This is a genomic window from Exiguobacterium sp. s16 (assembly GCF_018618115.1).
Lineage (GTDB): Bacteria > Bacillota > Bacilli > Exiguobacteriales > Exiguobacteriaceae > Exiguobacterium > Exiguobacterium mexicanum_A.
The window spans coordinates 552,329-576,615 of record NZ_JACSLM010000002.1 but is presented as its reverse complement, the minus strand read 5'-3'; the positions used below and the strand labels follow the sequence as shown (position 1 = coordinate 576,615).

Here is a 24,287-nt window from a genome sequence, read left to right as displayed (position 1 = left end):
TTGAATTTGAAGTGTTTTCCAGTTGGTTCACTGCTAAGTCCATGAACAAAGGACCCGTGCAGTGCACGGGTCCCCTATCATTCCTGGTCATCGAATATTGATTTGAACAGCGTGACTTGGTCGGCCGTGAGTTCACCCCGGCTGTCCTGCGGCTCGATACCGCCGATCATCCGCTCATCGAACCAGATTCCGAAGTCGAGCGAACGCTCGGGCGCATCGTCCGGCGTGAACACGAACGTCGCTTTTACATCCGGATCACGATCGATTGGGACGGGCTGGTCTTCCCATTTGATTTCTTCAGTCGTTCGGTCAAGCTCGGCATTCGTCTCAGCGTCGGTAATGGTGCGTGTCGGCCCGTAGTCCCCATCAGTATGTATCGTTTGGTACTCGATACGAGACGGATCCACGTCTTCCTCGCTACTGGCACAACCTCCAAGCAACAGTCCCGCGCAGATGACATATCCAGCTAACATGCGTTTCAACAGCGCATCCCTCCCTGATTCACGTCCAATCTGTTCATTCGAACGCTTGCGGGTACAGTTCTTGGAACGTCTCCGCCCCGACGCTCGACAGTTTGAACACTTCCCCGGTCTTCACGTCTTTCACATAGACATCGACTTTTTTCGAACGTTGCTGGTAGCTGACCTCGAACTGTTGCCCAAGATTTCCACGCAATAGCGTCAAATACTTATAATCTTCCGTTTCACCGCTCTTCGTCGACGGGCGCGCGGTCTCGATGGCTTCGACCAATCGATCATACGCCTCGCCACTCACGCTGACGGCGTCCGGATAAGGGAGCGGGACTTCACGGTGGTACGGATACTTATGGAGGTAAGCAATCGAAACCTTCTCTAACTCGGTAGAATCACTGAGCAACGGGATCGGTTTGAACCGCATCCACAAGGTCTTCGTCACCATCTGTCCGTCCACCTCGACCGTAATATCGTAAAGCGGAATTTGTTTCGACGGTTCCATCGTTCCACCTTCGAATACCCGACGGAAGGTCAGACTGTCTGCCCCATTGAGCAGGTCGGTATCTTGAAGAATGGATGAAGAGTAGCGAGCCCCGTCCCCGCCATAGGACATGAGCAGATGAGGCAGGTTCGTCTCCGTATCCCGCCCTAGTGCGATGAACACATCGAACGGTCTAAGGTTCGGCAAAAAGTCGAAGGATGGGCTAAAGAAGCCCCATTCTCCAATCCCAATCTCGACCGTGCCGTTAAATCCGGGGGACATCCTCATGAGCGTGACCGGATACGGCTCGATATCTTGTCCATTCTCGTAGAAGGCGTCCGGCTGATGTAGCGAGGCCCGCTCGTTCTCCGTCGCGACATGGACGTTCGGAAGGAACGAGACTTCAGTGCCAACTTCGTCTTTTAAGAAAGACGGCCGTGCCTCGAGCTCGACGGCTCGGTACCCTGGTATCCCATCCATTTGATGCGACCTACAGAGCGCATAGACCGCATCCCCTTCAACATATGTCACTTCGTCGAAGGCATATCCATCATAATCTTCAGTTATAAACGGGGCCCGGGTCGCATACGCCATCCCGAGCACCGTGAACGTCTCTTCGTCTAGTTCGGCCAATCGTTCTTTGTCTTCACATTGGTTCAAAATTGTTTCGGCATTTACTTCAGGCTCTTGACTGTTTATCGTAACCCGTTCGGCTTGCCAGTGCTCCTCGATATGGCCATAGCGGACGACGTCCACATCTTCCGAGCAGCCTGCCGTCAACCATAACAGTGACAATGCCATCAACGCTCGTTTCTTCATGTTGATTCCACTCATTTCTTCTTCAAATCAGGGAAGTAAGACAAGAACGTCTCGGCCCCTTCGCTCGTCAGTTTATATGTCTCTTCGGTTGATCGGTCGGTCACGTAGATATCCAGCTTCTTCGATCGCTGTTTATACGTCACCTCGAACTCTTGACCTTTGTGTCCATCGACAATCGTCAAGTATCTGTAGTCACCCTCCTCGCCTGAACGGTTCGTCGGCTCCGCAGAGTCGATCGCTTGGACGAGGTCGTCCATCTCGTTGCCGGCCGCTTTTAAGAGTGCAGGGTATGACAAAGGAGATTCTGTATTGAACGGTTGTTGGTGAAGGTAAATGAGTGGACCGGTCACAAGTGGCATGTAGTCTTCCTCAGGCTGTGTCTCGAGCTTCTTTCGTTCCGCTGTCGACAATAAATCAGAGGTGCGGTAGTTGAACGCCATCGTCTCATTGACGACTTTTCCATCACGGGTATAGGAAAACTCATACAGCGGGTAAGTTTTGTCCGGGACGAGCTCCGTCTCAAGCGGGAGACGTTCGACGGTTAACCCCTCATATGTATGTCCTTCTGTCGTCGGGTCAATCATCGATTCGAGCGGAGTCACAGAGAAATAAAGATCCGCAAACATGAGCAGCAAATACGGTTTCTCAGTGAGCTTGTCATAACCAATTGCCAATTTGATATCAGTCATGCCGGCCATCGACGGGTCGAACGAGAACAACGGATATGGACTCGGCATTCCTCCGACCTCCAATTCAATCTCGCCGTACAGAGCCGGGGAGAAGGCGACAATCGTATCGAGGAACGGTTCAATCGGGTTGCCTGACTCATTCAATTCATCCGCGTTGCGCAAGGCGGTTTTGGCGGAATCGTCGGCCGGTCCGACTACGGGATAGCGATTAATCGGTGTACCTGTCTTCACGTCCACATCGTCAGGGAACGACTCGATCACTTGCGCTGAGAATCGATTTGATGCCATATCACGACAAATGGCATAATTCTCATCTCCTTTCATATACGATACGGCCTTGAACGCATACTCTTCACCCGTGTCCGTCATCGGATAGCGGTTCGCCACAATCGTATCGAATACGGTCAAGTCGCCTTTTAGCTCGGTCGTCAAGTCACCGGTACAGGCTTGAAGTGTCTCGTCGGCTGAATGAAGGGAAATCAGTTTTTCTTCGGCATACTTGTTAACGGTCCAATGCGTATCGACATACGATAAGTTCACGACGTCTGGCTTTTCCCCACCGCAACTGGCCAATAAGCCCATGGATAATACGAGTGCACTGGCTAACTTTTTCAAATCATCCGCCCCTTAAAATCTATTTGTACCAATTTTACCATTATATGACTTTAAGGAGGAACAAGAAAAACCCGTCCACTCTCATGGACGGGTTCGCTCATTTAATTATACGGCTTGATCAATCGCACGCGTCAGTCGCGTCTCGACGTCGTGGGCGATCGATTGAAGCGACTCATCCTCGATCAGCTCGATCAGTTTCGTCGGCTTCGGCATCCCGACATGGGTCGACCCATCTTTCGTGAAGACAGCGAGCTTACAAGGCAGGAAATAGCCGCCTTCCCGATGTGTCGTGATGACTTTCTTCGCTTCTTTCGGATTACATACTTCAAGGATGCGATAGTCCCCGTCGATCGCTTGGCCTTTCTCTTCGAGCGTCTCGCTCAAATCAAAGTCCCAGAGCACTCCGAACTCTTCTTCCTTGAGCGTCGCTTTCAGCTTCTCGACGACCGCTTCGACCGTCTGGTCCGTCTTGACCGTGTAATCAAACATGTAAATCCCTCCTCGGTTATGGTCTCTTTCGTCATGTACCCGAACTGACTGACGACAAATCGTCCGATGGCGATAAAAAGTATATGTGATTTGAAACATATTTCGCGTTCGAAACGTATGAATGAGAGAAAATAGAGAAGTCCATACTTACGTAAAGGAGAAGTGGTTGCCGTGACGGTCACCGTATTCACACATACAAGCTGCAGTTCTTCCCGTAAGACGATTGATTGGTTACGCGAACAGAACATCCCATTCATCGAGAAAAAATTGACCGATCAAGGGATGTCGTTCACCGAGTTCAAAGACATGCTCCGCCTCACCGAGAACGGGACGACCGACCTGTTGTCCGTCCAAAAGAGCGTGTACAAACAAGCGGCGGACCAACTTGACGAGATGTCGCTCCGTGAGCTGTACAGCTTTGTGGCGTCGCACCCCCAAATCTTGAAGAGTCCGATCGTCGTCGACGACAATCGGATTCAGATCGGGTTCAGCGAGAAAGAGATTCGTACGTTCATCCCGCGCCATGACCGAATCGCCGAATTGAAACGATTGCTCGACAACAAGTAAGAGCCCTGCCGAAGCAGAGCTCTTTTCTTATGCCTTCTTGAGTCGGGCCGCCAAGCGGTTACCGAACGATTGAATGGATTGGACGAGCAGGATCAAGACGAAGATGGTCACGTACATGACCTCCGGTTCGAACCGGAGATGCCCGTATTGGTAAGCGATATCGCCGAGTCCTCCGGCCCCGACGAGTCCTGCCATCGCGGTCGCCCCGATCAAACCGATCGTCGCGATCGTCAAACCGAGCACGATTGAAGAGCGGGCCTCCCGGATCAACACGTACCAGATGATTTTACGGGTCGAGATGCCCATCGCCTCATACGCCTCGACGACCCCACGGTCGACCTCGAGTAGCGCCGACTCCATGAGCCGGGCGATATACGGGGCCGTGAACACGATGAGCGGCAACAGCACGCCTTGGACGCCAATCGTCGTGCCCATGATAAAACGGGTGAACGGGAGGATGAAGAATAAGAGAATGATGAACGGGATGGAACGGACGACGTTGATGACACTTGATAACGCCCCGTAGAAATAACGATTGGCGAGCCGGCCGTTCGGTCGCGTCAAGACGAGAAGCGTCCCGAGCGGCAGTCCGATCAACGTCGAGATGACGAGCGCGATGCCGGTCATCGTGAGCGTCTGGATCGTCCCCGTCCAAATCAAGTCACCCCAATTTTCCCAAAACTGAAGCACGGTTCGTCACCTCCTTCACTTTCACACCGCTCGCCTCTAAGAAGCGGACGGCTTGGTCGGTCTGGGCCTCATCCCCGTCCAAATGGACGAGCAGATTGCCGACGAGACCGCCTTTTAGCTTTTTGATGCCGCCCCCGATGATATTCGGGAGCAAGCCGAACCGTTTCGTCAACTGGGCGAGCACGGCCTGTTCACTCTGATGACCGATGAACGACAAGTTGACGAGCATCCCGTGCGTGCTCAACTCTTCGACGACCTCTTTCGGGACATCGAGGTTCGTCTTCAAGAACTTGCGTGTCGTCGCATGCTGCGGGTCCGAGAACACGTCGAGCACGTCCCCTTCCTCGATGATTCGGCCGGCCTCGATGACCGCGACCCGGTCACAGATGCGCTCGATGACTTCCATCTCGTGCGTGATCAAAAAGATCGTCAGTCCGAGCTCGCGGTTGATGTCGAGCAAGAGGTCGAGGATCGACTCGGTCGTCTCCGGGTCGAGCGCGCTCGTCGCCTCGTCGCTGAGCAGGATGTCCGGCTCATGCGCGAGGGCCCGGGCGATGGCGACACGTTGCTTCTGTCCGCCCGAGAGTTGCTCGGGATAATGTTTCCGATGGTCCGTCAAGCCGACGATGTCGAGGTATTTGTCGACGCGAGCACGGATCGTTGCCTTGTCGAGACCTTCAAGCCGGAGCGGGATGGCGACGTTCTCTTCGACGGTCGCCGTCTTGAGCAGGTTGTAGTGTTGGAAGATCATTCCGATTCGATGGCGGAGTTTTGAGAGCCCACGTTTGTCGAGCTTCGTGATGTCCTGCCCTTCGATCTCGACCTGGCCCGACGTCGGGCGTTCGAGCAGATTGATCATGCGGATGAGCGTGCTCTTGCCGGCCCCGCTTCGGCCGATGATGCCGAAGATCTCGCCTTTCTCGATCGTGAGCGAGACGTCGTCGAGTGCGGTGACAGCACCTTTATTTACCGTGAACGTCTTCGTGATTCCTTTAAGTGCGATCATAGGCCCTCCTTAAAACGCCGGGACGATCGAGCCGTCGAACGTCTCTTCGATGAACGTCCGGACCTCGTCCGAGTGATAGTACGACTTGAGCGTCGCGACGACCTCGTCATCCTTGTTGTCGGTACGGACGACGACGTAGTTCGGATACGGGTTGTCGACCGTGTCTTCGTGGAACAAGGCGTCCTCGTTGATTGACAGGCCGGCACCCATCGCGAAGTTCGTGTTGATGGCCGCGAGTGCGACTTCCGGGAGCTGGGTCGGGAGCTGAGACGCCTCGAGCTCGATGAATTCGAGGTTGAGCGGGTTCTCGGCGATGTCGCGTTTCGTCGCCTTGTCCGTCAAGCCTTCCTTCAGCGTGATGAGGCCCGCTGTCTCATACAGACGGAGTGCGCGCAGCTCGTTCGCCGGGTCGTTCGGGACGGCGACCTTGTCGCCTTCTTTCAAGTCCTCAATGTCGGTCAACTTTTCCGAGTAAAGACCCATCGGGAACGCGACGGTCTTGAACACGTCGTCGATCTTATAGCCTTTGTCGGACTTTTGCAGTTCAAGGAATGAGAGCGTCTGATAACTGTTCACGTCGAGACTGCCCTCGGCGAGCGCCGTGTTCGGGGTGTTATAGTCGTTGAACACTTTGATGTCGAGCTCGAGGCCGTCCTCGGCCGCGAGTTCTTGCACTTTTTCGGCGATTTGTTGGTGTGGACCCCCCGTGACGCCGATCGTGAGCGACTCCGTGCTGAGCGATTCGCTCGCGTCCGATTGACCGCACGCCGAGAGTGCGATAGCGGCGAGTAGTGAAGTTCCTACGAGTGCTGTTTTCTGTTTGATGTTCATCTGTTTTTCCTCCTCCAAAATGAAAGCCCGCTACTCATGAAGAGTGGCGGGCACGACAAGACAAAGTCGGACACGCTCATCTCCCAGACGTTCCGTCTGTTGGAATTAGCACCATGATCATAATGATCTGGTTGCCGGGTTTCATAGGGCCAGTCCCTCCACCACTCTTGATAAGCAATCGGTCTATTTAATTGTTATCATCTTACTTTCAATTCTTTTATTTGTAAATAGAAAATTGCAAATTTTCAAATGTTATTTTCAGAAAGTCTTTATCGAGCGGCTTTGGCAACTGTTGCAGCTCGGTCTCCGTCATGACGGAGTCGACCAATACCGGGATCTCGCTCGACCCGACCCCGAGCGTCTCGAGCGTCGTCGGGGCACCGAACTTGCTTAGCCAAGCCTCCAAATACGCGGTATCGGCCGAGCACCGCAACCGCTCTTGGACGATCAAGCCGAAGCCGACCTTGTCCCCGTGTAAGAAACGGTGCGTCGACTCGAAGCGACTGAGAGCGTTATGGACCGCATGGCCCACGGCGACCCGTGTCCCGGCGTCACCAAATCCTCCGACGGCACCTCCGATGGCGAGCACGTGATCGACCGCGAAGCGGACGTCATCACTATACGACTCAAAAGCGTGCTCGCTCAAATCAAGTTCGACGAGACGCCCGCACTGCTGGGCCAAGACGAGCCCGGTGTTGACGCCTGCGTCGACCGAGCTGTCACCGCTCAAGTAACGGGCCTCGTAAAACTTCGCGACCGTGTCGATGACACCGGCTCGGAAATATTCATATGGAGAGCGCGAGATGACCCGCGAGTCAACGATGACCCGTTCGATGACGACGCGGAACATGTCGTAGCGGTCGTAGCTCCCGTCCTCCCGATAGACGACGCTGAGAGGCGTGAACGCCGCACAGTTCGAGGCGAGTGTCGGGACGATGATGAGCGGCACGTTCTGTTGATAGGCGACGAGTTTGGCCGTGTCGACGAGCTTCCCGCCCCCGATGGCGATGAGGACATCGACGTCTTCAAAAATCAGCCGTTCGACTTCCTTGTCCGTACACTCCCCACGGAACGTCGTGGCCGGATAGTCCGTGATGGATGGATGGACGGCCCGCACGACTTCGTACCCGTTCTGACCGCGCAGGACGTGGGCACGTCGGCCGTCGACTAAGTCATCAAGACGGTCGAGCGCGTCATCGGCGTGGTCATATTCAAGGACGGCCTGACGAATCATGCCCGCACCTCCTCATAGGCGGCAAACAACCGCTCGATTCGTTCGACGGCCTCATCGATTTTCGGCTCGGGCGAGACGAGGCCGAAGCGGACGTATCCGTTCCCTTCTGAACCGAAGAAATAGCCCGGTGTGACGGCGACTCCTGCCTCGTACAATAACTTACGCGAGAACGATTTGGCATCGCCCTCGGGCACTTTCGCCCAGACGAAGAACGAACCCTCCGGCGGCTCGACGGCCCAACCGGCCCGGTTCAACCCATCGATCAGGCGATCACGCCGTGCCTCATAGAGTCGGGCCAAATCGTCCCGGATGGAGCGTGGGGCCTCGAGCGCGGCGACAGCCGCCGCCTGGATGGCCGAGAACACGCTGACGTGGACGTGGTCCTGATACGTATTGATCGCCTCGATGATGTCCGCGTTCCCGATGGCAAAGGCGACGCGCCAACCGGACATGTTGAACGCCTTCGACATCGTATATACCTCGATCCCGACTTCTTTCGCCCCTTTCGCCTGCAGGAAGCTCGGCGGGACGTGTCCATCAAACCCGATGCTGCCATACGCGAAGTCATGGACGACCATCAAGTCCCGCTCCTGGGCGAACCGAACGGTGTCATCAAAGAAGGCTGGTGTGGCGACGGCCCCCGTCGGATTGCTCGGATAGTTCAAGTACATGAGTTTCGCCCCTTCCGTATCGAGCGTCTCATAGTCAGGGAGGAAACCGTGCTCCTCGCGTAAGATGAGATCACGGACAACGGCACCGGCGAGTCGTGCCCCAGAGATGTAGTCGGGATAGCCCGGGTTCGGCAGCAAGATCCCGTCCCCTGGCTCGAGCACACATTGCGGCAACGTGATGAGTCCGGACTTGGAACCGATGAGGATCGCGACTTCCGTCTCGGGATCGACTTCGACGCCGTACTCATTCAAGTAAAACGTCGCCACCGCTTGTTTCAGACGGGCCTGACCGCGGAACGGACCGTATTGGTGGGTCGAGGCATCAAGGAGCGCCGTCTGAAGTGCGTCGCAGATTGGGGCGGGCGTCGGCAAATCCGGCGTCCCTTGACCGAGTCGGATGATATCGCGACCGGCCTGTTCAAGTGCTGCGACTTCATCGGCGAGTCCGACAAAATGTTGGGGTGGTAAAGTTTTAAGTAAGTGTGAGCGTCTGTCTGTCATGAATAGTCCTCCTATGCAAAAAACACCCCTTTCCGCGGAAAGGGGTGTCGAGATACGGACGTATTCAAACAACCACCTTTCCATCTCTCAAGGTCACCTTGCTGGAATTAGCACAGTATTGGAACAATCTGTTGCTGAAGCTTCATCGGGCCAGTCCCTCCGCTTCTCTTGATAGAAAGTGTTTTTATATGCGATTTGTCATTTTGTAATATGTCACTTAGTTAACCAAACGTTACCAATCTTGTCAATCCTTTTTCGAAAATGGGTGTGGCCTATTGAATCCCGATAAAAAAAAGGTCATAGTACAAAGTGAACACTATTCTACAAAATTTAAAAGATGAGGGGATGGACCTTTGGAATTAAATCGTCAATTGATTTGGAAGTTGAGCGTGATCGGATTGATTCTGCTCGTCCTATGGAAAGTCATCAGTGAACCGGACACGATTTCTAGTGTGTTGCACTACACGTTCCAGTTGCTGACGCCGATTATCATGGGAATTGCCATCGCGCTGCTCCTGAATACCGTCCTGTCCTATATAGAAGAACGGTTTCAATTAAAACGCTATCAAGGTTTGCTGATCGTTTATATCGTCTTCATCGGGATTCTTGTCATCTCCGCTGTGACATTGTTCCCGCGCATCTACTCGAGTGTGGCCTCACTCATCGAAGAGCTTCCGTTCTACATCCGACAGATTGACGGGTTCCTCGCCCAGTTGAACACGTACTTGAAAGAGTACAACGCGACGATCGCCCAAGCCATCGATTTCAGCCGCTTCGAGGAACGTTACTCGGGCTGGGTCGAGACCGCCGTCTTGTCGTCGGTCAGCTACGTGTCGAGCTTCACGATGACGCTCATCAATTTCTTGATTGGGATCGTCATCTCAATCTATCTGTTAAAAGACAAAGAGGTTTTTGCCCGCATGTTCAAGCGGCTGTTGTATGCGATGTTCCCGGTCGCGTCGGCTAAGACGACGATCGACATCTTTCAAGAGATGGATTACATTTTCAAACGCTATATCATCGGGAAGTCGATCGACTGCCTCATCATCGGGGTGTTGGCCGTCGCCGGTCTGTTGATCATCGGGGCACCTTACGCGCTTCTACTCGGCGTCATCGTCGGCGTCTTGAATTTTATCCCGTACGTCGGTCCGCTGCTCGGGATGATTCCGGCGTTCATCATCACCTACTTCTATGACCCGTTCACGGCGCTCATCGTCCTCTTGTTCATCTTCTTGTTGCAACAATTCGACGGACTCTGGCTCGGCCCGAAGATTCTCGGCGACAGCGTCGGCATCACCCCGTTTTGGGTCATCACCTCGATCATCATCGGGGGTAGCCTGTTCGGTCTCGTCGGGATGTTCATCAGTGTACCGGTCACGGCGATGATTCAAGTCGTGTTCTCTCGGTTGATCGACTACCGGCTCAGTCGAAAGAATTTGAACGAATTATTATGACACATTGACGATTTATGTTGACACATTTCACGGAAATATCATAATCTTGAAGAGAAGACAGTCCAATGCAGAAAGGAGAGGTACCGATGTCAGTCATTCAACGCTCGCACGTCCAAGTTCATATTGACCGGCAGGCGCCTCTCCGTGATTTGAATCCGTGATGTCGCCTGCCTTCCGAGGCATGCCTAAGATCGTAGGGACGCGTATGCCTTTGTGCATGCTGCGTCCCTTTTCTTATTCTATCAACTAAAGCAGGTGACCTTAATGATTCAATCACTCAAACAGCTCGACCGTAACATTTGGATCCGCTTCCTCGGAGAGACGATCACCGGTGTCATGATGTTCATGATCGCACCGTTCCTCGTCCTCTACTATAGCGACAAGCTCGACAGTTATATCCAGGTCGGGGTCATCATGGCGACCGGACCGATCATGGCGCTCATCGGATCGGTCGTCGGTGGACGGCTCGCAGACCTGTATGGCCGCAAACCAATCATGATGGCTGCCATTCTTGGCGACGCCCTCGCCCTCGTCGGTTTCGCCTTCGCCGAAACGTTTTGGCCGCTCCTTCTCTTGAACGCCATGCTCGGTTTGACGAACTCATTGTTCCACCCGGCCGCAAGCGCGATGGTAGCCGATGTGACCGAGCCCGAACAGATGAACGAGGCGTTCGGGCTGTTGCGGATGGGGCACAATATCGGGGCTGCATTCGGCCCGCTCCTCGGGAGTGCCGTCCTCTTTATCGACCGGCAGTATATCTTCTACTCGGCCGCTCTCGTCTTCGTCTTGTACGCACTCGTCCTCGGTCGCTTCATCCGGGAGTCGCTCCCAGAGACGACCGATGTCGACACGCCGTCGAACCGGGATGTCCTGCGCGTGTTCTACAATGACAAGGTGTTCCTCGTGTTCATCTTTGCCGGTGTCTTCATCTCGATGGGCTTCTCGCTCATCGAGAGCATGCTGCCCCTCTTCTTGAGAGAGTCGATGCCATCGTTCACCGATCGTGAGAACCCGTTCGCCTATATGCTCGCCTTGAACGGCATCATGGTCGTGTTGTTCCAGTTCCCGATCGCCTCGAAACTCGGTCGCAAACCGTTCGGCAACGTCATGCTCGCCGGGGCGACCATCTTCGGGGTCGGCATGATTCTGATCGCCGTCATGCCGCGTCTCCTCTATTCACTCGGGACACCGTACCTCGTTCTCGTCAGCGTCTTGCTCGCGGTGTACGCCTTCTATACGCTCGGCGAGATGATCATGTCCCCGGTCCAACAGACATTCATCGCCTTGATCGCTCCGGAGAATATGCGTGGTGCCTACAACGGGGCCGCCAGCATCCAATGGTTGATCGGCGGGGTGACCGCACCGATCATGGCAAGCCTGTTCTTCGACCAACGTGCCGGACATATCGCGTTGATCCTCGTCGGGGCGGCCAGCTGCGTGTCGGGGCTCATCTATTGGCAACTTGGACGCCGCGTCAGCGCAGCCGAAGCGAAACAAAAGACAGCTTGACTTATAAACCACACTGAACCTAGTCGTTTAGTGTGGTTTTTGATTTCGTTCGAATATCATTAAATTTTGAATTTTTCATTCGTTTATTCTTTACAAACATAATGATTCTTTTTTATGATGATACGGTTAAGGAGGGATCTTTCATGGAAAGGATCGATAAACAGAAAATTGTGGACAGCGTGCCACAAAAAGGTTTTTTCGGACAGCCTAAAGGCTTGTTCACGCTATTCTTCACTGAGTTTTGGGAACGGTTCTCGTATTACGGGATGCGCGCCATCCTCGTGTTCTACATGTACTACGAGGTATCTGAGGGCGGTCTCGGTCTCGACCAGAATGTCGCCTTGTCGATCATGTCGGTATACGGCGCACTCGTCTACATGTCGGGGGTCATTGGGGGATGGCTCGCCGACCGTGTCTTCGGGACGTCTCGGGCCGTCTTCTTCGGCGGCGTGTTCATCATGCTCGGTCATATCGTCTTGTCGATTCCAGGCAGCCTGACGTTCTTGTTCATCTCGATGGCACTGATTGTCATCGGTACGGGCTTGTTGAAACCGAACGTTTCAAGCATCGTCGGTGACCTGTATCACGAGACGGACCGTCGTCGTGACGCCGGGTTCAGCATCTTCTATATGGGGATCAACCTCGGTGCCTTCATTTCACCTTTGATTGTCGGTGGGGTCCAAAAGAGCTACGGCTTCCATTGGGGCTTCGCACTCGCCGCGGTCGGGATGTTCATCGGTCTTGTCGTCTTCCTCGTCACGAAGAAAGGCAACCTCGGTCTTGCCGGTTCATATGTGCCGAACCCGTTGACGCCGTCTGAGAAGAGAAACGCAATCAAGTATACGACGATCGCGGTCGTCCTCATCGGTGGCCTGTTGGCCGTGCTCATCCCGCAAGGTTTGTTCACGATCAACACGTTCATCGGCCTCGTCGGTGTGTTCGGGATCGCCATTCCGACGATTTACTTCATTATCATGTATCGCAGTCCGAAAACGACGGAAGTCGAACGGTCACGGATCATCGCCTACATCCCGCTCTTCATCGCTTCGGTCATGTTCTGGGCGATTCAAGAGCAAGGGGCGACGATTTTGGCCAGCTATGCCGACAAGCGGACCGACCTTGAATTTTTAGGGATCACGCTGTCACCGGCCTGGTTCCAGTCGCTCAACCCGCTGTTCATTATCATGCTCGCACCGGTGTTCGCATGGCTTTGGGTTCGACTCGGTGACCGTGAGCCGAGCATCCCGACGAAGTTCGCGTTCGGAATCTTGTTCGCAGGGTTAAGTTTCTTGGTGATCTTGCTCCCGGCCTATTTCGGAGGCCCGGACACGCTCGTCAACCCGCTCTGGCTCGTCCTTAGCTACTTTATCGTCGTGCTCGGTGAGCTCAGCCTGTCGCCGGTCGGTCTGTCGGCGACGACGAAACTCGCCCCGGCCGCTTTCTCGGCCCAGACGATGTCGCTCTGGTTCTTGTCGAACGCGGCGGCGCAAGGGATCAACGCTCAGCTCGTCCGTTTCTATTCACCGGAGAACGAGATGCTCTACTTCGGGATTATCGGTGGCGCGGCCATCGTGCTCAGTCTGATCCTGTTCGCACTCGCCCCGGTCATCAAAAAGTATATGCGCGGCATTCATTAAGCGTAAAAGCCCATTCCTCGGCCGAGGAATGGGCTTTTATATGTTTTGCTTATTTACGGACTTGGATGAGCGACAAGTAGCGGTCGATCAAGTCATGGTTGAAGTAATCGTGGAACCGGTCCGACTTGAGCGATTGGATCGACTCATGGAACGTCGCCGGGAGTGACGAGATGCCTTGACTCTCGATTTGTTTGGCCGAGTACTCAAACAAGTCGTCCTCGTTCGGTGATGACGGCTCAAGCTGTTGCTCGATCCCTTCGAGTCCAGCGTAAATCAGGGCCGCGAGGGCGAGATATGGGTTGGCGCTCGGGTCTGGGTTACGGACTTCGACGCGTGTCGCACTGCCGCGTGACGCCGGGATTCGAATCATCGAACTGCGGTTCGACGGGCTCCAACAGATGTTGACCGGTGCCTCGAAGCCTGGAACGAGACGTTCATATGATTCTGGGAGCGGGTTCGTGAAGATGGCCGTCGCACGGGCATGCTTCAAGATGCCTTCGATGAAATGACGGGCTGTGACCGACAGGCCGTAATCCGACTCCGGCTCTTCGAACGCGTTGACCGTCGGATTGCCGTCCTTGTCGTTCTTCCAGACCGAGATGTTGAGGTGCATTCCCGAACCGTTCACGTCGCGGAGCGGTTTCGGCAAGAACGACACTTTCGCGTTTTTCTCTTGGGCTGCCAACGTGACGATTTCTTTGAAGAACTGGATGTTGTCGGCCGTATGCAACGCGTCATCGTACTTGATGCCGATCTCGTGCTGGGCCGGTGCCACTTCATGGTGGACCGCTTCGATGTTGAAGCCGACATCGCTCAACCGGTTGGCGATATGTTGACGTACCTCATAGCCTTTGTCTTCCGAACGTGTCGAGAAGTATCCGGCCTCGTCATAGAACTCTCCGTTTTCGTCGAAGATAAAGAATTCCGGCTCGGCGCCGACGAAGATCGAGTATCCGTCACGAGCAGCGCGCTCGAGGGCATCCTTCAAGACGTTGCGCGGGTCGAACTCATACCGTTCCCCGTCTGGCGTGCAGACGTCACAGAAGAACGCGAGGATGCTCTCGTCCCCGTCCTGTTCGTAGCGTGGACGATCTAAATCCGGTCTCAAGAATAGGTCTGAGTTTTTGATGGAAGAAAAACCAGCGATGGATGAACCGTCAAACATCGTCTTCCCTTCAAAAACTTCCGGCAACAATTTTGCAGAGAGAGTCAATAGCTTCAAGTCTCCAAGCACGTCGGAGAAGTACATATGGATCTGAGTGATCCCTTTCTCCTGAACCGTTTTTTCAATCTCTTCTTGCTTCTTCCTGTTGCCATCCTTGTCAGTTCCGAATAGATTAGCCATGATTCTAAAAAACCTCACTTAAGTTATTTGACAGATCAACACTGTCATGACGTACCTTGCGTACGCTTCTCCTTAAGTCATAACCCACTTTAAAAAATGTTAAACCCCTAATTTGAAACATCGGGCTGAAAGTGGCTCATTCAGCCGTCGCTTGTTATGATGGGGAGAGACTGAAAAGAGAGGAAGAACGCTGTGAACATTTTTATGACCGGTGCGACCGGATTTTTAGGAGGGCGGCTCGCCCGCGAGTTGATTCATCGAGGCCACACGTTATGCGTCCTCGCCCGCACGCCTGAAAAAGTGGAGGCGATGTTCTCGCAGGACGAACGCCGCTCGATGACAGTGCTGGCTGGGGATTTGACCGCCCCGTTCCTTGGAGCGGACGATGAGTTTATCAAAAAACATGAGCGGAGCTTCGACTTGGTACTCCACATGGCCGCGCTCGTCAAATTCGACGAGGAGCTCCGCGATGAGCTGTTCGAGACGAACTTGACGGGGACTCTGCAATCGCTCAACCTCGCGAAAGCTTTGCACTGCCCCCGCTTCTTCCACGTCAGTACGGCGTATACGCTCGGCGCACGCGAGAACGGAGATGAGACGTTGTATGCGACCGATCAAACGTTCCATAACCCGTACGAGGAGAGCAAGGCCCATGCCGAACAAGCCGTTTGGGAAGCCCGGCATGACCTGGCCGTCTCCATTTTCCGGCCCGCCATCATCGTCGGTGACTCGAAGACCGGCGAAGCAGATTCGAAGTTCACGATGTACGGCTACATGCGGGCCCTGGAAGTGTTCAAGCGTCGACTCGAACGCAAAGGCGCGCCTGTCGGTCCGATCCGACTTCTCGGCTCTGAGACGGGCACGTCGAACCTCGTCCCGGTCGACTATGTCGCCGACGTGCTACTCGCGGCCATCGAACACGCCAAGCCGGATACCATCTATAACGTGACGAACGATGCCCCGCCGCGCAACGAGACGATGCTCGAATATATGAAGCAGGCGCTCGAGTTCCCACATTTGAAAATCACCGAGACGGCGACGTCCTCGTTGAGCAACGTCGAGCAGACGTTCAACGAGATGGTAAAAGTGTTCAACCCGTACTTGAACCGCAACATCTCATTCCAGGATGCGAACACGAAACGCCTGTTGCAGGACGCCGGGTTCAAACCGCTCGATTTGAACGAGCGCTCGCTGCGCCGGATCGTGAACGCCTATTACGAGACGAAATGACAACAGCCGGGACTGATCCGTATCAGTTCCGGCTGTTTTTATGATTTGTCGCAAACGAGGACGATCTTCCCGGCTTGGATTTCACTTTCGAGTGACTCGACCATCTCTTTCGTCAGACCGAGGCTCTCAAGCTGATCGATGCGGTCATCCGAGTTTTTCGTGAACTTCGACATGAGCGATTCCCACAATCCTTTTTCAGTGATGCGGTATGGTTGTACACCTGCTTCTGCGGCAAGACGCACCGTCAATTCTTCATCTTTGGCAAATAAGTAAATGTTCTCGTTGACACATCCGCCTGACACCATTCCATTCACTTCATGGTCGACCGAGGTCATATCCCGCACGATTCTTGTTTCTAACATATTCATCCTCCTAAACGTCCGCTGTTCTAAAATCGAATAATATACTATTCCCGAAAAATGAGTCGTAAAACCCATTTTCCGTCAGCGATTTGAAAAAGAGGGACTTAAGAAAACGTGGCGGTCCAGTCATCGATTCCAAAATGATCGACGATGCCTTGGATTCGTGCCCGTTCCTCCGGTTCAGACGAGACCCCTTCACGGCTGAGACGGACGATATTGACCCCGGTCTGCCAATCGATCTTCCCCGCCCGATAACCGGCCTGTTGCAACAGGCCGGCGACGATCTCGAGCTTCTCGCGCTCCATCGATTTCAATGTATGGCTCACTCTCACATGCGACACTCCTTCCCGTTCCAAGCCGTATTGTATCATAGGGACGGCAGACAGGTGCGACAGCGATTTCAATGATGCTATACTACTTATAATGAGACAAGGAGTGATGTAGATGCCGAGACAGGATATGAATACGATCATGCTCGACTATATGAATGAGAAAGAGGATTACGAGGCGTTCGCCGCCAAACTGAAGTCGCTTCTCAGTGAACTATTGAACGACGCCGGGATTCAGTTCCACTCGATCGTCGCCCGGGCCAAGGAAGCGGAGAGTCTATATGCCAAACTGTCCCGCAAACCGTACCAATACCGGTCATTGCGCGACGTTCAAGACTTGGCGGGGATTCGGATCGTGACCTATTTCCATGACGACGTCCGGGCCGTGGCCCAAATCCTTGAGGACGAGTTCCGAATCGACCGTGAACAGTCGATTGATAAATCCACCCTGCTCGACCCGAACGAGTTCGGCTACCTCTCGGTCCATTACGTCGTCGGTTTGAGTGACAAGCGGCTCGCCCTCGGGGAGTATCGCCGCTTCGAGGAGAAAGAGGCCGAGATTCAAGTCCGGTCCATCTTGCAACACGCCTGGGCCGAGATTGAGCACGACCTAGGTTATAAAAACCCGAACGCCGTCCCGCCGGAGATCAAACGCAGCTTCAGCCGTGTCGCGGGACTGCTCGAAATCGCTGATTCCGAGTTCGTCAACATCCGCAAGCAGCTGCGGACGTTCGAGCAGGAGACGGTCGAACGGATTGTCGAGTCACCGGACAAAGTGAGCATCACCCGGGACAACTTGAACTATTATATCGCCAATGACGTCACTGTCGAGAAGCTTGATAATGCCATCTTCCAGAGCGACTGGTTGCTCGACACCGACCTGTCGACGATCATCGAATTGACGCGCATGTTCCATTATGCCGAGATTCGCACGTTCCAGGACTTGAGTGACACACTCGATCGTTACTTCAACCGGGCCATCCAATGTGCGACGCTCTTACCGTCGTCATTATTGCCGCGGCAAGGGATGGGTGTCGTTTACGCAGTCCTTGCCAAGCTGCTCGCCGAAGGGGATGACCAGCAGATCGAGTTCTTCTTCCGCCGCTTCTATCCGGACTTGAAACATTACGATGAAGTCATCCAAGAACTTCGCATCCGTGAAGAGCCATCATAACTTTACAGACTTCATGTTTTTGTTGTAGAATGTTTTTATGTTCTGAAATATATGCAAATAATGATATTTACCTAGGAGGTACGCTTGAGGATGACAACGCCTGTACAAACAGCATCCCGCCGTCAGCTCGTCGCTGATGCTGAGCGAGGGATTCGCATGAACTATCGCGGAGTGAAGAAAAACCTCCGGTCGATGTTCTCTCAATACTTGACGCGCAACGAATTCTTCATCCTTCGTTCGCTTTGTCAAAATAGTCCTCAAATCGCCTCGGCCTTATCGAACGAGTTTCAGTTCTCGGCTTCGATGATCACGGCCCTCGCAGATGAGCTCACGAAAAAAGGATTGATCTCACGCGAACGTAGCGAACGCGACCGTCGCGTCGTCGAGTTACAGGCGACCGAGGAAGGTCGTGCCTTGTTCGAGACGTTAGAAGATATGAAAATCGAGTACTTGATGGACGTGTTCGAAGACTTTTCAGATGACGAATTGATTCTTCTGTCCAAATTGCTTGATCGAATGGACGCATAAAAACGACTGGGCCCGATTCATTTCGGCCGCAGTCGTTTTTCTTGTGTCGTCCTACAAACGAAAAACCCTCGGTCAGGGCAGTTGCCTTGATCGAGGGTTTTTCGTTCATGCTTTGGCGATTGCCGTGACGACGATCCGGTCACGATATCCGTGTTCCGGGTCATACGGGCCCGCACATGTGATGAGCTGAAGCCGTGTCGCTTGGGTCGCCGCAAAGATCGAGGCGAGCGGAACGTCTTCGAGTCGGTACCGTTCGACGGAGACGACTTCATATTCGATCACCTTTTTGCTACGCTGGAGCGTCACCGATTCTCCGAGGCGCAGTTCGCCAAGGTTTGCGAAGATGGCCGGTCCGCGAAGGTCATCGAGATGACCGGATAGTACGACGTTACCCGTCGCACCCGCTTTGGCCCCGTAACGATACCATCCGACCTCATCAGCGTCTGTCGGCGTATCCATCCGGTCGAGTCGGTCTTTCCCGACCGGTTGGATGACGGCATCGACATCAATTGACGGAATCTTCAGTCGTTTTGGGACGAACGTATCTGTGTGAAAAGATTGACGATCGATCTCGGTCGCTGACAGGACGAGCGGGTCGGCGAAACCGACGGTCGTCAGTTTCGAGTCCGCGTCCGGTGCGTCCGCGCCCGGTGCGATCATAAGGAACGATAGCGTTCCGATCAAGAGAAGCTTAAGCGTCTTGCTTCTGACGACGAAAGACGTAGAAGCCAGCTGCTGCTGCACCAAGGACCGCTGCTGCGAGCAACCAGTTCATTGATGCTGTCTGAGCGAGACCGCCTTGTCCTGTTTCTGGAGCTCCGGCCATTTCACCGCCGTCTGCTGCAAGGAGGACTTCAAACGCTGGTTCGCCTTCAAGGAGTCCGATGGCGAACGCCGTATAGTTTTTGCCGCTTTCGAGGGCAACACCGTCAAGTGCCTTCACGACGTCAGTCGCGCCGGCCGGACGAACTTCGAGGTCATACGTGCCAGCGTCGAGTGTGCCATAGTCGCTGACTGCTTTGAACTCAAGGTTCGAGAAGAGCGGGTCGCCACCTTTAGGGGCTACATCGACTGCAGGTGCGTCAGGTGAGAAGTGAGCGACACGGACTTTCGATTTACCGTCTTCAAAGTTCGCATCGTCTTCCATTGCTGCGATCTCGATGTTTTCAAGTTGGCCGATTGCTGCCGCTGTGTAGAACTTGCCTGCTTCGATCGAGAGGTCTGCCGCAACGACGACCGTCTCGGCATCACCTGCCGGCTTGATCTCAACATTGTAATCTCCAGCCGGGAGTGTCAAATAGTCGGTGAGCGCTTTGAACTCTGCGCCTTCGACTGCGACTTCACCGTTGACGTAGACATCTACCGCCGGTGCATCAGGTGAAGCATGGAGTACACGTACCATCGCGTTCTCGTGTCCATCCGCACTGACCGGTACGATGAGTGCGAACGCCAAGGCGAGTGTACCAAGTAAAGACATCAATTTCTTCATGTGAAATTTCCTCCTTTTTCTGCTTGGGTTGACCGATTGACTGCGTACGACAAGTTTGATGCGTGCTGCAAAGTGTGCTACATCTGATTGCTATGTAGCTGGTGACATCTTAAATTTAAGACAACGGAGCAATGGCGTAAAGGTGACGGTGTGCTCTGAATATGCCGCTGGGCACATCGAGAAGAAACCGCTTTCTTTACATTACCCACACTTCCCCTTCACCTTAATTTAAAAACCCCGCAACGCGTAACGTTACGGGGTTGAATGTGCTTTGGCCCAGTCGATGTCGTTTACGAACACCGCATCGACCCCGAGCCGGCGAAACCGTTCGAGGTCATGCACCGTCTTGACGGTATAGGGACGCACGGCGAGCCCTTTTGTTTGAAGCTGTAGGATTTCCTCATCGGTCATCGTCCGGACGTTCGGATGCACGGCGGTCGCCCCGACCTTCGCACAGTACGCCACAAGGTCATAGAGAGGTTGGGCCAAGAGCACCGCACACTCGATGTCTGGCGCCAACCGTTTCAAACGTTTGAGCGTCGCATGATTGAATGAAGAGAACACGACTTGTTCAACAGGGACACGTCGGTTACGGATTGTATCGACAAGGCGCTGCTCAATCCCGGGATACCGTTCGATATCGGTCTTGACCTCGAGGTTCAGTACCACCGACGTCCCTTGACACAAATCGAACAGTTCATCTAGCGTCGGAATCTGCTCGTGGACCGCGAACGTGACGCCCGCATTGACCGCTCTCAGTTCTGATAGCGTCATATCGGCGATCCGCCCTTGACCATCTGTCGTCCGATCGATTGTCTCGTCATGGATGAGGACGAGACGTCCATCTTTCGTCAGATGAACGTCCGCTTCAATCCCATCTGCCCCTGCCTCGAGTGCAGCCCGGAACGCTGTCATCGTATTTTCGGGATGGCGGTCCATCACTCCTCGATGCGCGAAGAATCTCATCTGTATTCGCCTCAGTTCGTTTTATATTTGCTCGTCAAGTAGCGGACGAGCGGACGTACCGAGATGTCTTCCCCGGTCACTTGTTTGATCAATTCGTTCGGGGTGAGCGCCTTCCCATGACGATGGACATTGTCTTCGAGCCACTGTTTGATCGGGCCGAACTCGCCACTGCTGACGAGCGATTCAAACTCTGGATGGGCATCACGGAGCGCCTCTGTCAATTGGGCGGCATAGACCAAGCCGAGTGCATAGCTTGGGAAGTAACCGAATGAACCGCCGGCCCAGTGCACGTCTTGCAGGACGCCTTTCGCATCACTCGGGACATCGACACCGAGATATTCCTTATACAGCGCGTTCCATGCCTCTGGTAATTCCTCGACCGAAAGATCGCCTTGGATCAGTTTCTTTTCGAGCTCATAGCGGATGATGATGTGCAGACTATACGTCAACTCGTCCGCTTCGATTCGAATGAGGGAGGGTTTTGCCTCGTTCACCCCGGCATAAAACGTCTCGAAAGAAACGTCCTGAAGCGCAGGGTGTTCTGTTTGAAGACGCGGATAGACGCTCTTCAGGAACGCTTCGCTTCGCCCGACAAAATTCTCGAAGAAGAGCGACTGTGATTCATGGATTCCCATCGAGGCCCCGCCTCCGAGCCCGAGCTCGTCGAGTTCCGAGTCGATTTGTTGCTCATACGTGGCATGGCCCGCTTCGTGCATCGTCCCGAACAAGGCGTTGCGGAAGTCGGCCTCGTCATATTTTGTCGTAATGCGCACGTCGCGCCGGTTGATCGTGATCTCGAACGGATGGACCGTCGCGTCGAGTCGGCCCCGTGTCAAATCGTAGTCGACGACACGCATCCAATCCTCGCACAACCGCTGTTGGACCGACTTGTCCATCGCCCAGTCGAGTCCTTGTACAGGTTCCGGCAATTCGCGGATGAGCGGGACGAGTTCGTCCCGGAGCGTCTGGAACAACGCATCGAGCTGTACGACCGTCATGCCAGGTTCATAGTCGTACAGCAAAGCATCATACGGGTGAGACTCGTAGCCGAAATACTCGGCGAACTTGCGTTGGAACCCGATGATCTTCTCGAGATATGGGGCGAACATGTGCCAGTCATCCTGGTCCTTCGCTTTCTCCCATGCCGTCTCGGCTTCAGAGACTAGCGTCACGTACGCCTGATATTCCGATGAAGGGATTTTAGCGTTCCGCTCATACTGCGTCTTGGCGACGGCGACCGATCGGACTTCAATCGGCGTCAATTCCTCGGTCTCGGTCATTTGCGCGAGCAAGTCTTTGAACGACTCGCTCGTCTGGCGCTTGAACGCCTCGGTCGACAGATAGCCGATCGTCTCGGCCCGAAGCGGTGCCGATTGTTCCGGCATCTGGGTGCGCATGTCCCAGTATAGTAAAGAAATCGCCTCATCGAAGGCACGCAATTGTTTGAAATGGTCACGCCACTGCTTTGTTAGTTCCATTCTGATTCCACCCCTATGACAGTTATATCGTTACTTCTTTACTTTAATATAGACGAAGGAAGTTGCCTATTCTTTCGACACATCGGTTTTCTGCTCATATGAGAGCGGCTTCGTCGCCGGTCCCTCCAACACGTTCCCTTTCGTATCGAACCGTGACCCGTGGCAAGGGCAATCCCACGAGCGTTCGGCGTCGTTCCAATTGACCGTGCAGCCCATATGCGTGCACCGTGTCGAGACGAGATGGCATTCGTTGTCGAGGTCGCGATAGGCGCCGACCTTCTTGCCGTCGACTTGGACGATGCCTCCCTCGTCCAGCTGCAGGTCGTCGAGCGTACCCGGTTTCTCGAGTGAACCTTTGACGAACTGGGTCGCCGTGTCGAGGTTCGTTTTCAAGAACTGACCGACATCCGCCGGCTTGAACTTGGAACGAAGTGGATTTAATAGTTCTCGGAAGCGATTGTCCTGACCGGTCAACAGATCAGCCAAGAGGAGCCCCGAGGCGATCCCGTTCGTCATCCCCCACTTGGCGAATCCCGTCGCGACGAACACATCCGGCTCCCGGCTAAACATCTGTCCGACATAGGGGAGATGGTCCAGTGTGATCAAGTCTTGTGAGGACCAACGGAAGCTGGCCTTCTTCGTTTCGAACGCGTCATGGGCGAACCGGTCGAGCCGGTTATAACGCGAGCGCGTCTCCGTCACGTGACCACTCAAGTGACCCTCCCCTCCGACGAGCATGTACGTCTTCTCCCCTTCCTGGAACGTACGGAACGACCGACTCGGTGAATCGACGCTCAAATACATCCCCTCAGGTACGCTTTGCTCGGTCTCGCAAGCGACGATATAAGAGCGTTCGACCTCGAACTTCGAGAAATAAAGTCCCCGGATATCATTGAACGGGTAATGGGTGGCGACGACGACTTGGTTCGCCTGGACCCGCCGCCCCGTCGATGTCGTGACGATTGGTCGGGGTCCGGAGCTGATCTCAGTCGCCCGCGTCTTCTCATGGAGTCGACCGCCCGCCTCAACGAAACGAACGGCTAGCTCGTTCAAGTACTTGACCGGGTGGAATTGGCCTTGGTCCCGGATGACAAGGGCCTGTTTCACTTGGAGCGGGAGCGCGGCATTCACTTCCTCCGTCGCGTCCCCGCCTGCGAGGTCGAGCTGCTCATATGCCTCCCGTTCGGCGACGAGTTGGCTCGATCCGTCGATAGAATATAAGTAAGAATCTTTCGTCTCGTAATCGATGTCGAAACCGTCCGCGACCTGGTCCTGCAAATAGCGAAGGGCCTCTTGATTGAACTCATAATAAAGCCGGGCCGTCTCATGATTGAACGTTCGAATCAATTTGGAGTAAACGGTCCCGTGCTGCACGGAACATTTCGCCGTCGTATGACCGGTCGTCCCCCGTCCGACCTCGGCCGCCTCGAGCAGGACGACTTGTTTACCGCGTCGCTGTAGTTCGTAGGCTGTCACGAGCCCGGCGATGCCCGCTCCAATGACGACGACGTCACATGAGACCGAGCTTTCTAACTTTGGATACGGTACGGTCTCGTCGTGTTGACGCCACAGGGAATTGGTGAATGGATAACGATGCATGAAGGTGCCTCCTTTAGTGGGTTGAGTGTCTGTTATTGTGTATACCCATTCCACTTCATTTCATACGCGTCAATTATTGACCTGATTCTTTATTTTGATGACGATTTCAAGAGGCTCCATC

Annotated in this window: 24 protein-coding genes and 2 riboswitches; of the genes, 7 read left to right on the top strand and 17 right to left on the bottom strand. The window is 54.2% G+C overall.

The window, feature by feature from the left end; genetic code table 11:
• Positions 1 to 77: 77 nt before the first annotated feature.
• From KNP86_RS06465 to KNP86_RS06450, 4 genes are all read right to left on the bottom strand, one after another.
• Positions 78 to 482 (bottom strand): hypothetical protein, encoded by a 405-nt coding sequence (locus KNP86_RS06465; RefSeq protein ID WP_214753280.1) that lies wholly within the window; start codon positions 480 to 482, stop codon positions 78 to 80.
• 34 nt (positions 483 to 516) lie between these two features.
• Entirely contained in the window at positions 517 to 1,773 is a 1,257-nt protein-coding gene (locus KNP86_RS06460) for a hypothetical protein (protein ID WP_214753278.1), read from the bottom strand.
• Between the two features lie 11 nt (positions 1,774 to 1,784).
• The gene (locus KNP86_RS06455; RefSeq protein ID WP_214753276.1) at positions 1,785 to 3,077 is read right to left on the bottom strand and encodes a hypothetical protein; all 1,293 of its coding nucleotides are present in this window, start codon (positions 3,075 to 3,077) and stop codon (positions 1,785 to 1,787) included.
• Between the two features lie 105 nt (positions 3,078 to 3,182).
• Positions 3,183 to 3,566, bottom strand: coding sequence for a DUF302 domain-containing protein (locus KNP86_RS06450; protein ID WP_214753274.1), 384 nt, complete (start codon positions 3,564 to 3,566; stop codon positions 3,183 to 3,185).
• A gap of 171 nt (positions 3,567 to 3,737) precedes the next feature.
• Here KNP86_RS06450 and KNP86_RS06445 point away from each other — a divergent pair, with 171 nt between their 5' ends.
• On the top strand, positions 3,738 to 4,133 hold the full coding sequence (locus KNP86_RS06445; RefSeq protein ID WP_021067479.1) for a Spx/MgsR family RNA polymerase-binding regulatory protein: 396 nt from the start codon (positions 3,738 to 3,740) through the stop codon (positions 4,131 to 4,133).
• A gap of 27 nt (positions 4,134 to 4,160) precedes the next feature.
• Here the strand turns inward: KNP86_RS06445 and KNP86_RS06440 are convergent, their stop codons facing one another.
• The 5 genes from KNP86_RS06440 to KNP86_RS06420 all read right to left on the bottom strand — a co-directional run bounded on the left by KNP86_RS06440 (position 4,161) and on the right by KNP86_RS06420 (position 9,066).
• On the bottom strand, positions 4,161 to 4,760 hold the full coding sequence (locus tag KNP86_RS06440; RefSeq protein ID WP_251130456.1) for a methionine ABC transporter permease: 600 nt from the start codon (positions 4,758 to 4,760) through the stop codon (positions 4,161 to 4,163).
• A gap of 34 nt (positions 4,761 to 4,794) precedes the next feature.
• Positions 4,795 to 5,829: a methionine ABC transporter ATP-binding protein gene (locus KNP86_RS06435; protein ID WP_214753272.1), complete on the bottom strand. Its 1,035-nt coding sequence runs from the start codon at positions 5,827 to 5,829 to the stop codon at positions 4,795 to 4,797.
• Between the two features lie 9 nt (positions 5,830 to 5,838).
• Positions 5,839 to 6,660, bottom strand: a complete 822-nt coding sequence (locus KNP86_RS06430) for a MetQ/NlpA family ABC transporter substrate-binding protein (protein ID WP_152567737.1) — start codon at positions 6,658 to 6,660, stop codon at positions 5,839 to 5,841.
• Between the two features lie 73 nt (positions 6,661 to 6,733).
• Positions 6,734 to 6,837, bottom strand: a riboswitch (SAM riboswitch).
• 40 nt (positions 6,838 to 6,877) lie between these two features.
• On the bottom strand, positions 6,878 to 7,894 hold the full coding sequence (locus tag KNP86_RS06425; RefSeq protein WP_214753270.1) for an iron-containing alcohol dehydrogenase: 1,017 nt from the start codon (positions 7,892 to 7,894) through the stop codon (positions 6,878 to 6,880).
• Positions 7,891 to 9,066 carry an aminotransferase class I/II-fold pyridoxal phosphate-dependent enzyme gene (locus KNP86_RS06420; RefSeq protein ID WP_034777650.1) on the bottom strand — a complete coding sequence of 392 codons (1,176 nt, stop codon included), beginning with the start codon at positions 9,064 to 9,066 and terminating at the stop codon, positions 7,891 to 7,893. Before KNP86_RS06420 ends, KNP86_RS06425 begins: the two co-directional genes overlap by 4 nt.
• 77 nt (positions 9,067 to 9,143) lie before the next feature.
• Positions 9,144 to 9,244: riboswitch (SAM riboswitch) on the bottom strand.
• A 175-nt stretch (positions 9,245 to 9,419) separates the two neighbouring features.
• Between KNP86_RS06420 and KNP86_RS06415 the strand changes: the two genes are divergently transcribed.
• The 3 genes from KNP86_RS06415 to KNP86_RS06405 all read left to right on the top strand — a co-directional run bounded on the left by KNP86_RS06415 (position 9,420) and on the right by KNP86_RS06405 (position 13,666).
• On the top strand, positions 9,420 to 10,520 hold the full coding sequence (locus KNP86_RS06415; protein ID WP_034777652.1) for an AI-2E family transporter: 1,101 nt from the start codon (positions 9,420 to 9,422) through the stop codon (positions 10,518 to 10,520).
• A 264-nt stretch (positions 10,521 to 10,784) separates the two neighbouring features.
• A complete protein-coding gene (locus KNP86_RS06410) occupies positions 10,785 to 12,029 on the top strand; it encodes an MDR family MFS transporter (protein WP_214753268.1) in 1,245 nt (414 codons plus the stop codon).
• Between the two features lie 143 nt (positions 12,030 to 12,172).
• Positions 12,173 to 13,666, top strand: a complete 1,494-nt coding sequence (locus tag KNP86_RS06405) for a peptide MFS transporter (RefSeq protein WP_214707724.1) — start codon at positions 12,173 to 12,175, stop codon at positions 13,664 to 13,666.
• A 49-nt stretch (positions 13,667 to 13,715) separates the two neighbouring features.
• On the opposite strand, the gene KNP86_RS06400 is transcribed toward KNP86_RS06405, so the two are convergent.
• A complete protein-coding gene (locus tag KNP86_RS06400; RefSeq protein ID WP_034777655.1) occupies positions 13,716 to 15,011 on the bottom strand; it encodes a glutamine synthetase family protein in 1,296 nt (431 codons plus the stop codon).
• Between the two features lie 192 nt (positions 15,012 to 15,203).
• On the opposite strand from KNP86_RS06400, the gene KNP86_RS06395 reads away from it, so the two are divergent.
• A complete protein-coding gene (locus KNP86_RS06395; RefSeq protein ID WP_214753266.1) occupies positions 15,204 to 16,241 on the top strand; it encodes an SDR family oxidoreductase in 1,038 nt (345 codons plus the stop codon).
• 38 nt (positions 16,242 to 16,279) lie between these two features.
• Here KNP86_RS06395 and KNP86_RS06390 read toward each other — a convergent pair whose 3' ends face one another.
• Both KNP86_RS06390 and KNP86_RS06385 read right to left on the bottom strand, forming a co-directional pair.
• Positions 16,280 to 16,603: a YflT domain-containing protein gene (locus KNP86_RS06390; RefSeq protein ID WP_034777657.1), complete on the bottom strand. Its 324-nt coding sequence runs from the start codon at positions 16,601 to 16,603 to the stop codon at positions 16,280 to 16,282.
• 104 nt (positions 16,604 to 16,707) lie between these two features.
• Positions 16,708 to 16,935 carry a hypothetical protein gene (locus KNP86_RS06385; RefSeq protein ID WP_157964157.1) on the bottom strand — a complete coding sequence of 76 codons (228 nt, stop codon included), beginning with the start codon at positions 16,933 to 16,935 and terminating at the stop codon, positions 16,708 to 16,710.
• A 112-nt stretch (positions 16,936 to 17,047) separates the two neighbouring features.
• On the opposite strand from KNP86_RS06385, the gene KNP86_RS06380 reads away from it, so the two are divergent.
• Both KNP86_RS06380 and KNP86_RS06375 read left to right on the top strand, forming a co-directional pair.
• Positions 17,048 to 18,106: a GTP pyrophosphokinase gene (locus KNP86_RS06380; RefSeq protein WP_200881484.1), complete on the top strand. Its 1,059-nt coding sequence runs from the start codon at positions 17,048 to 17,050 to the stop codon at positions 18,104 to 18,106.
• A 90-nt stretch (positions 18,107 to 18,196) separates the two neighbouring features.
• Positions 18,197 to 18,634, top strand: a complete 438-nt coding sequence (locus tag KNP86_RS06375; protein ID WP_034777659.1) for a MarR family winged helix-turn-helix transcriptional regulator — start codon at positions 18,197 to 18,199, stop codon at positions 18,632 to 18,634.
• 105 nt (positions 18,635 to 18,739) lie between these two features.
• Here the strand turns inward: KNP86_RS06375 and KNP86_RS06370 are convergent, their stop codons facing one another.
• The 5 genes from KNP86_RS06370 to KNP86_RS06350 all read right to left on the bottom strand — a co-directional run bounded on the left by KNP86_RS06370 (position 18,740) and on the right by KNP86_RS06350 (position 24,166).
• Positions 18,740 to 19,378 carry a class F sortase gene (locus KNP86_RS06370; protein ID WP_353048154.1) on the bottom strand — a complete coding sequence of 213 codons (639 nt, stop codon included), beginning with the start codon at positions 19,376 to 19,378 and terminating at the stop codon, positions 18,740 to 18,742.
• The gene (locus KNP86_RS06365; RefSeq protein WP_214753264.1) at positions 19,326 to 20,123 is read right to left on the bottom strand and encodes a DUF4397 domain-containing protein; all 798 of its coding nucleotides are present in this window, start codon (positions 20,121 to 20,123) and stop codon (positions 19,326 to 19,328) included. The genes KNP86_RS06370 and KNP86_RS06365 overlap by 53 nt, the downstream gene beginning before the upstream one ends.
• 252 nt (positions 20,124 to 20,375) lie before the next feature.
• Entirely contained in the window at positions 20,376 to 21,089 is a 714-nt protein-coding gene (locus tag KNP86_RS06360) for a glycerophosphodiester phosphodiesterase (RefSeq protein WP_214753262.1), read from the bottom strand.
• An 11-nt stretch (positions 21,090 to 21,100) separates the two neighbouring features.
• Entirely contained in the window at positions 21,101 to 22,567 is a 1,467-nt protein-coding gene (locus KNP86_RS06355; RefSeq protein ID WP_034777664.1) for a carboxypeptidase M32, read from the bottom strand.
• Positions 22,568 to 22,633: 66 nt separating this feature from the next.
• On the bottom strand, positions 22,634 to 24,166 hold the full coding sequence (locus tag KNP86_RS06350; protein WP_214753260.1) for an FAD-dependent oxidoreductase: 1,533 nt from the start codon (positions 24,164 to 24,166) through the stop codon (positions 22,634 to 22,636).
• Between the last annotated feature and the right edge of the window lie 121 nt (positions 24,167 to 24,287).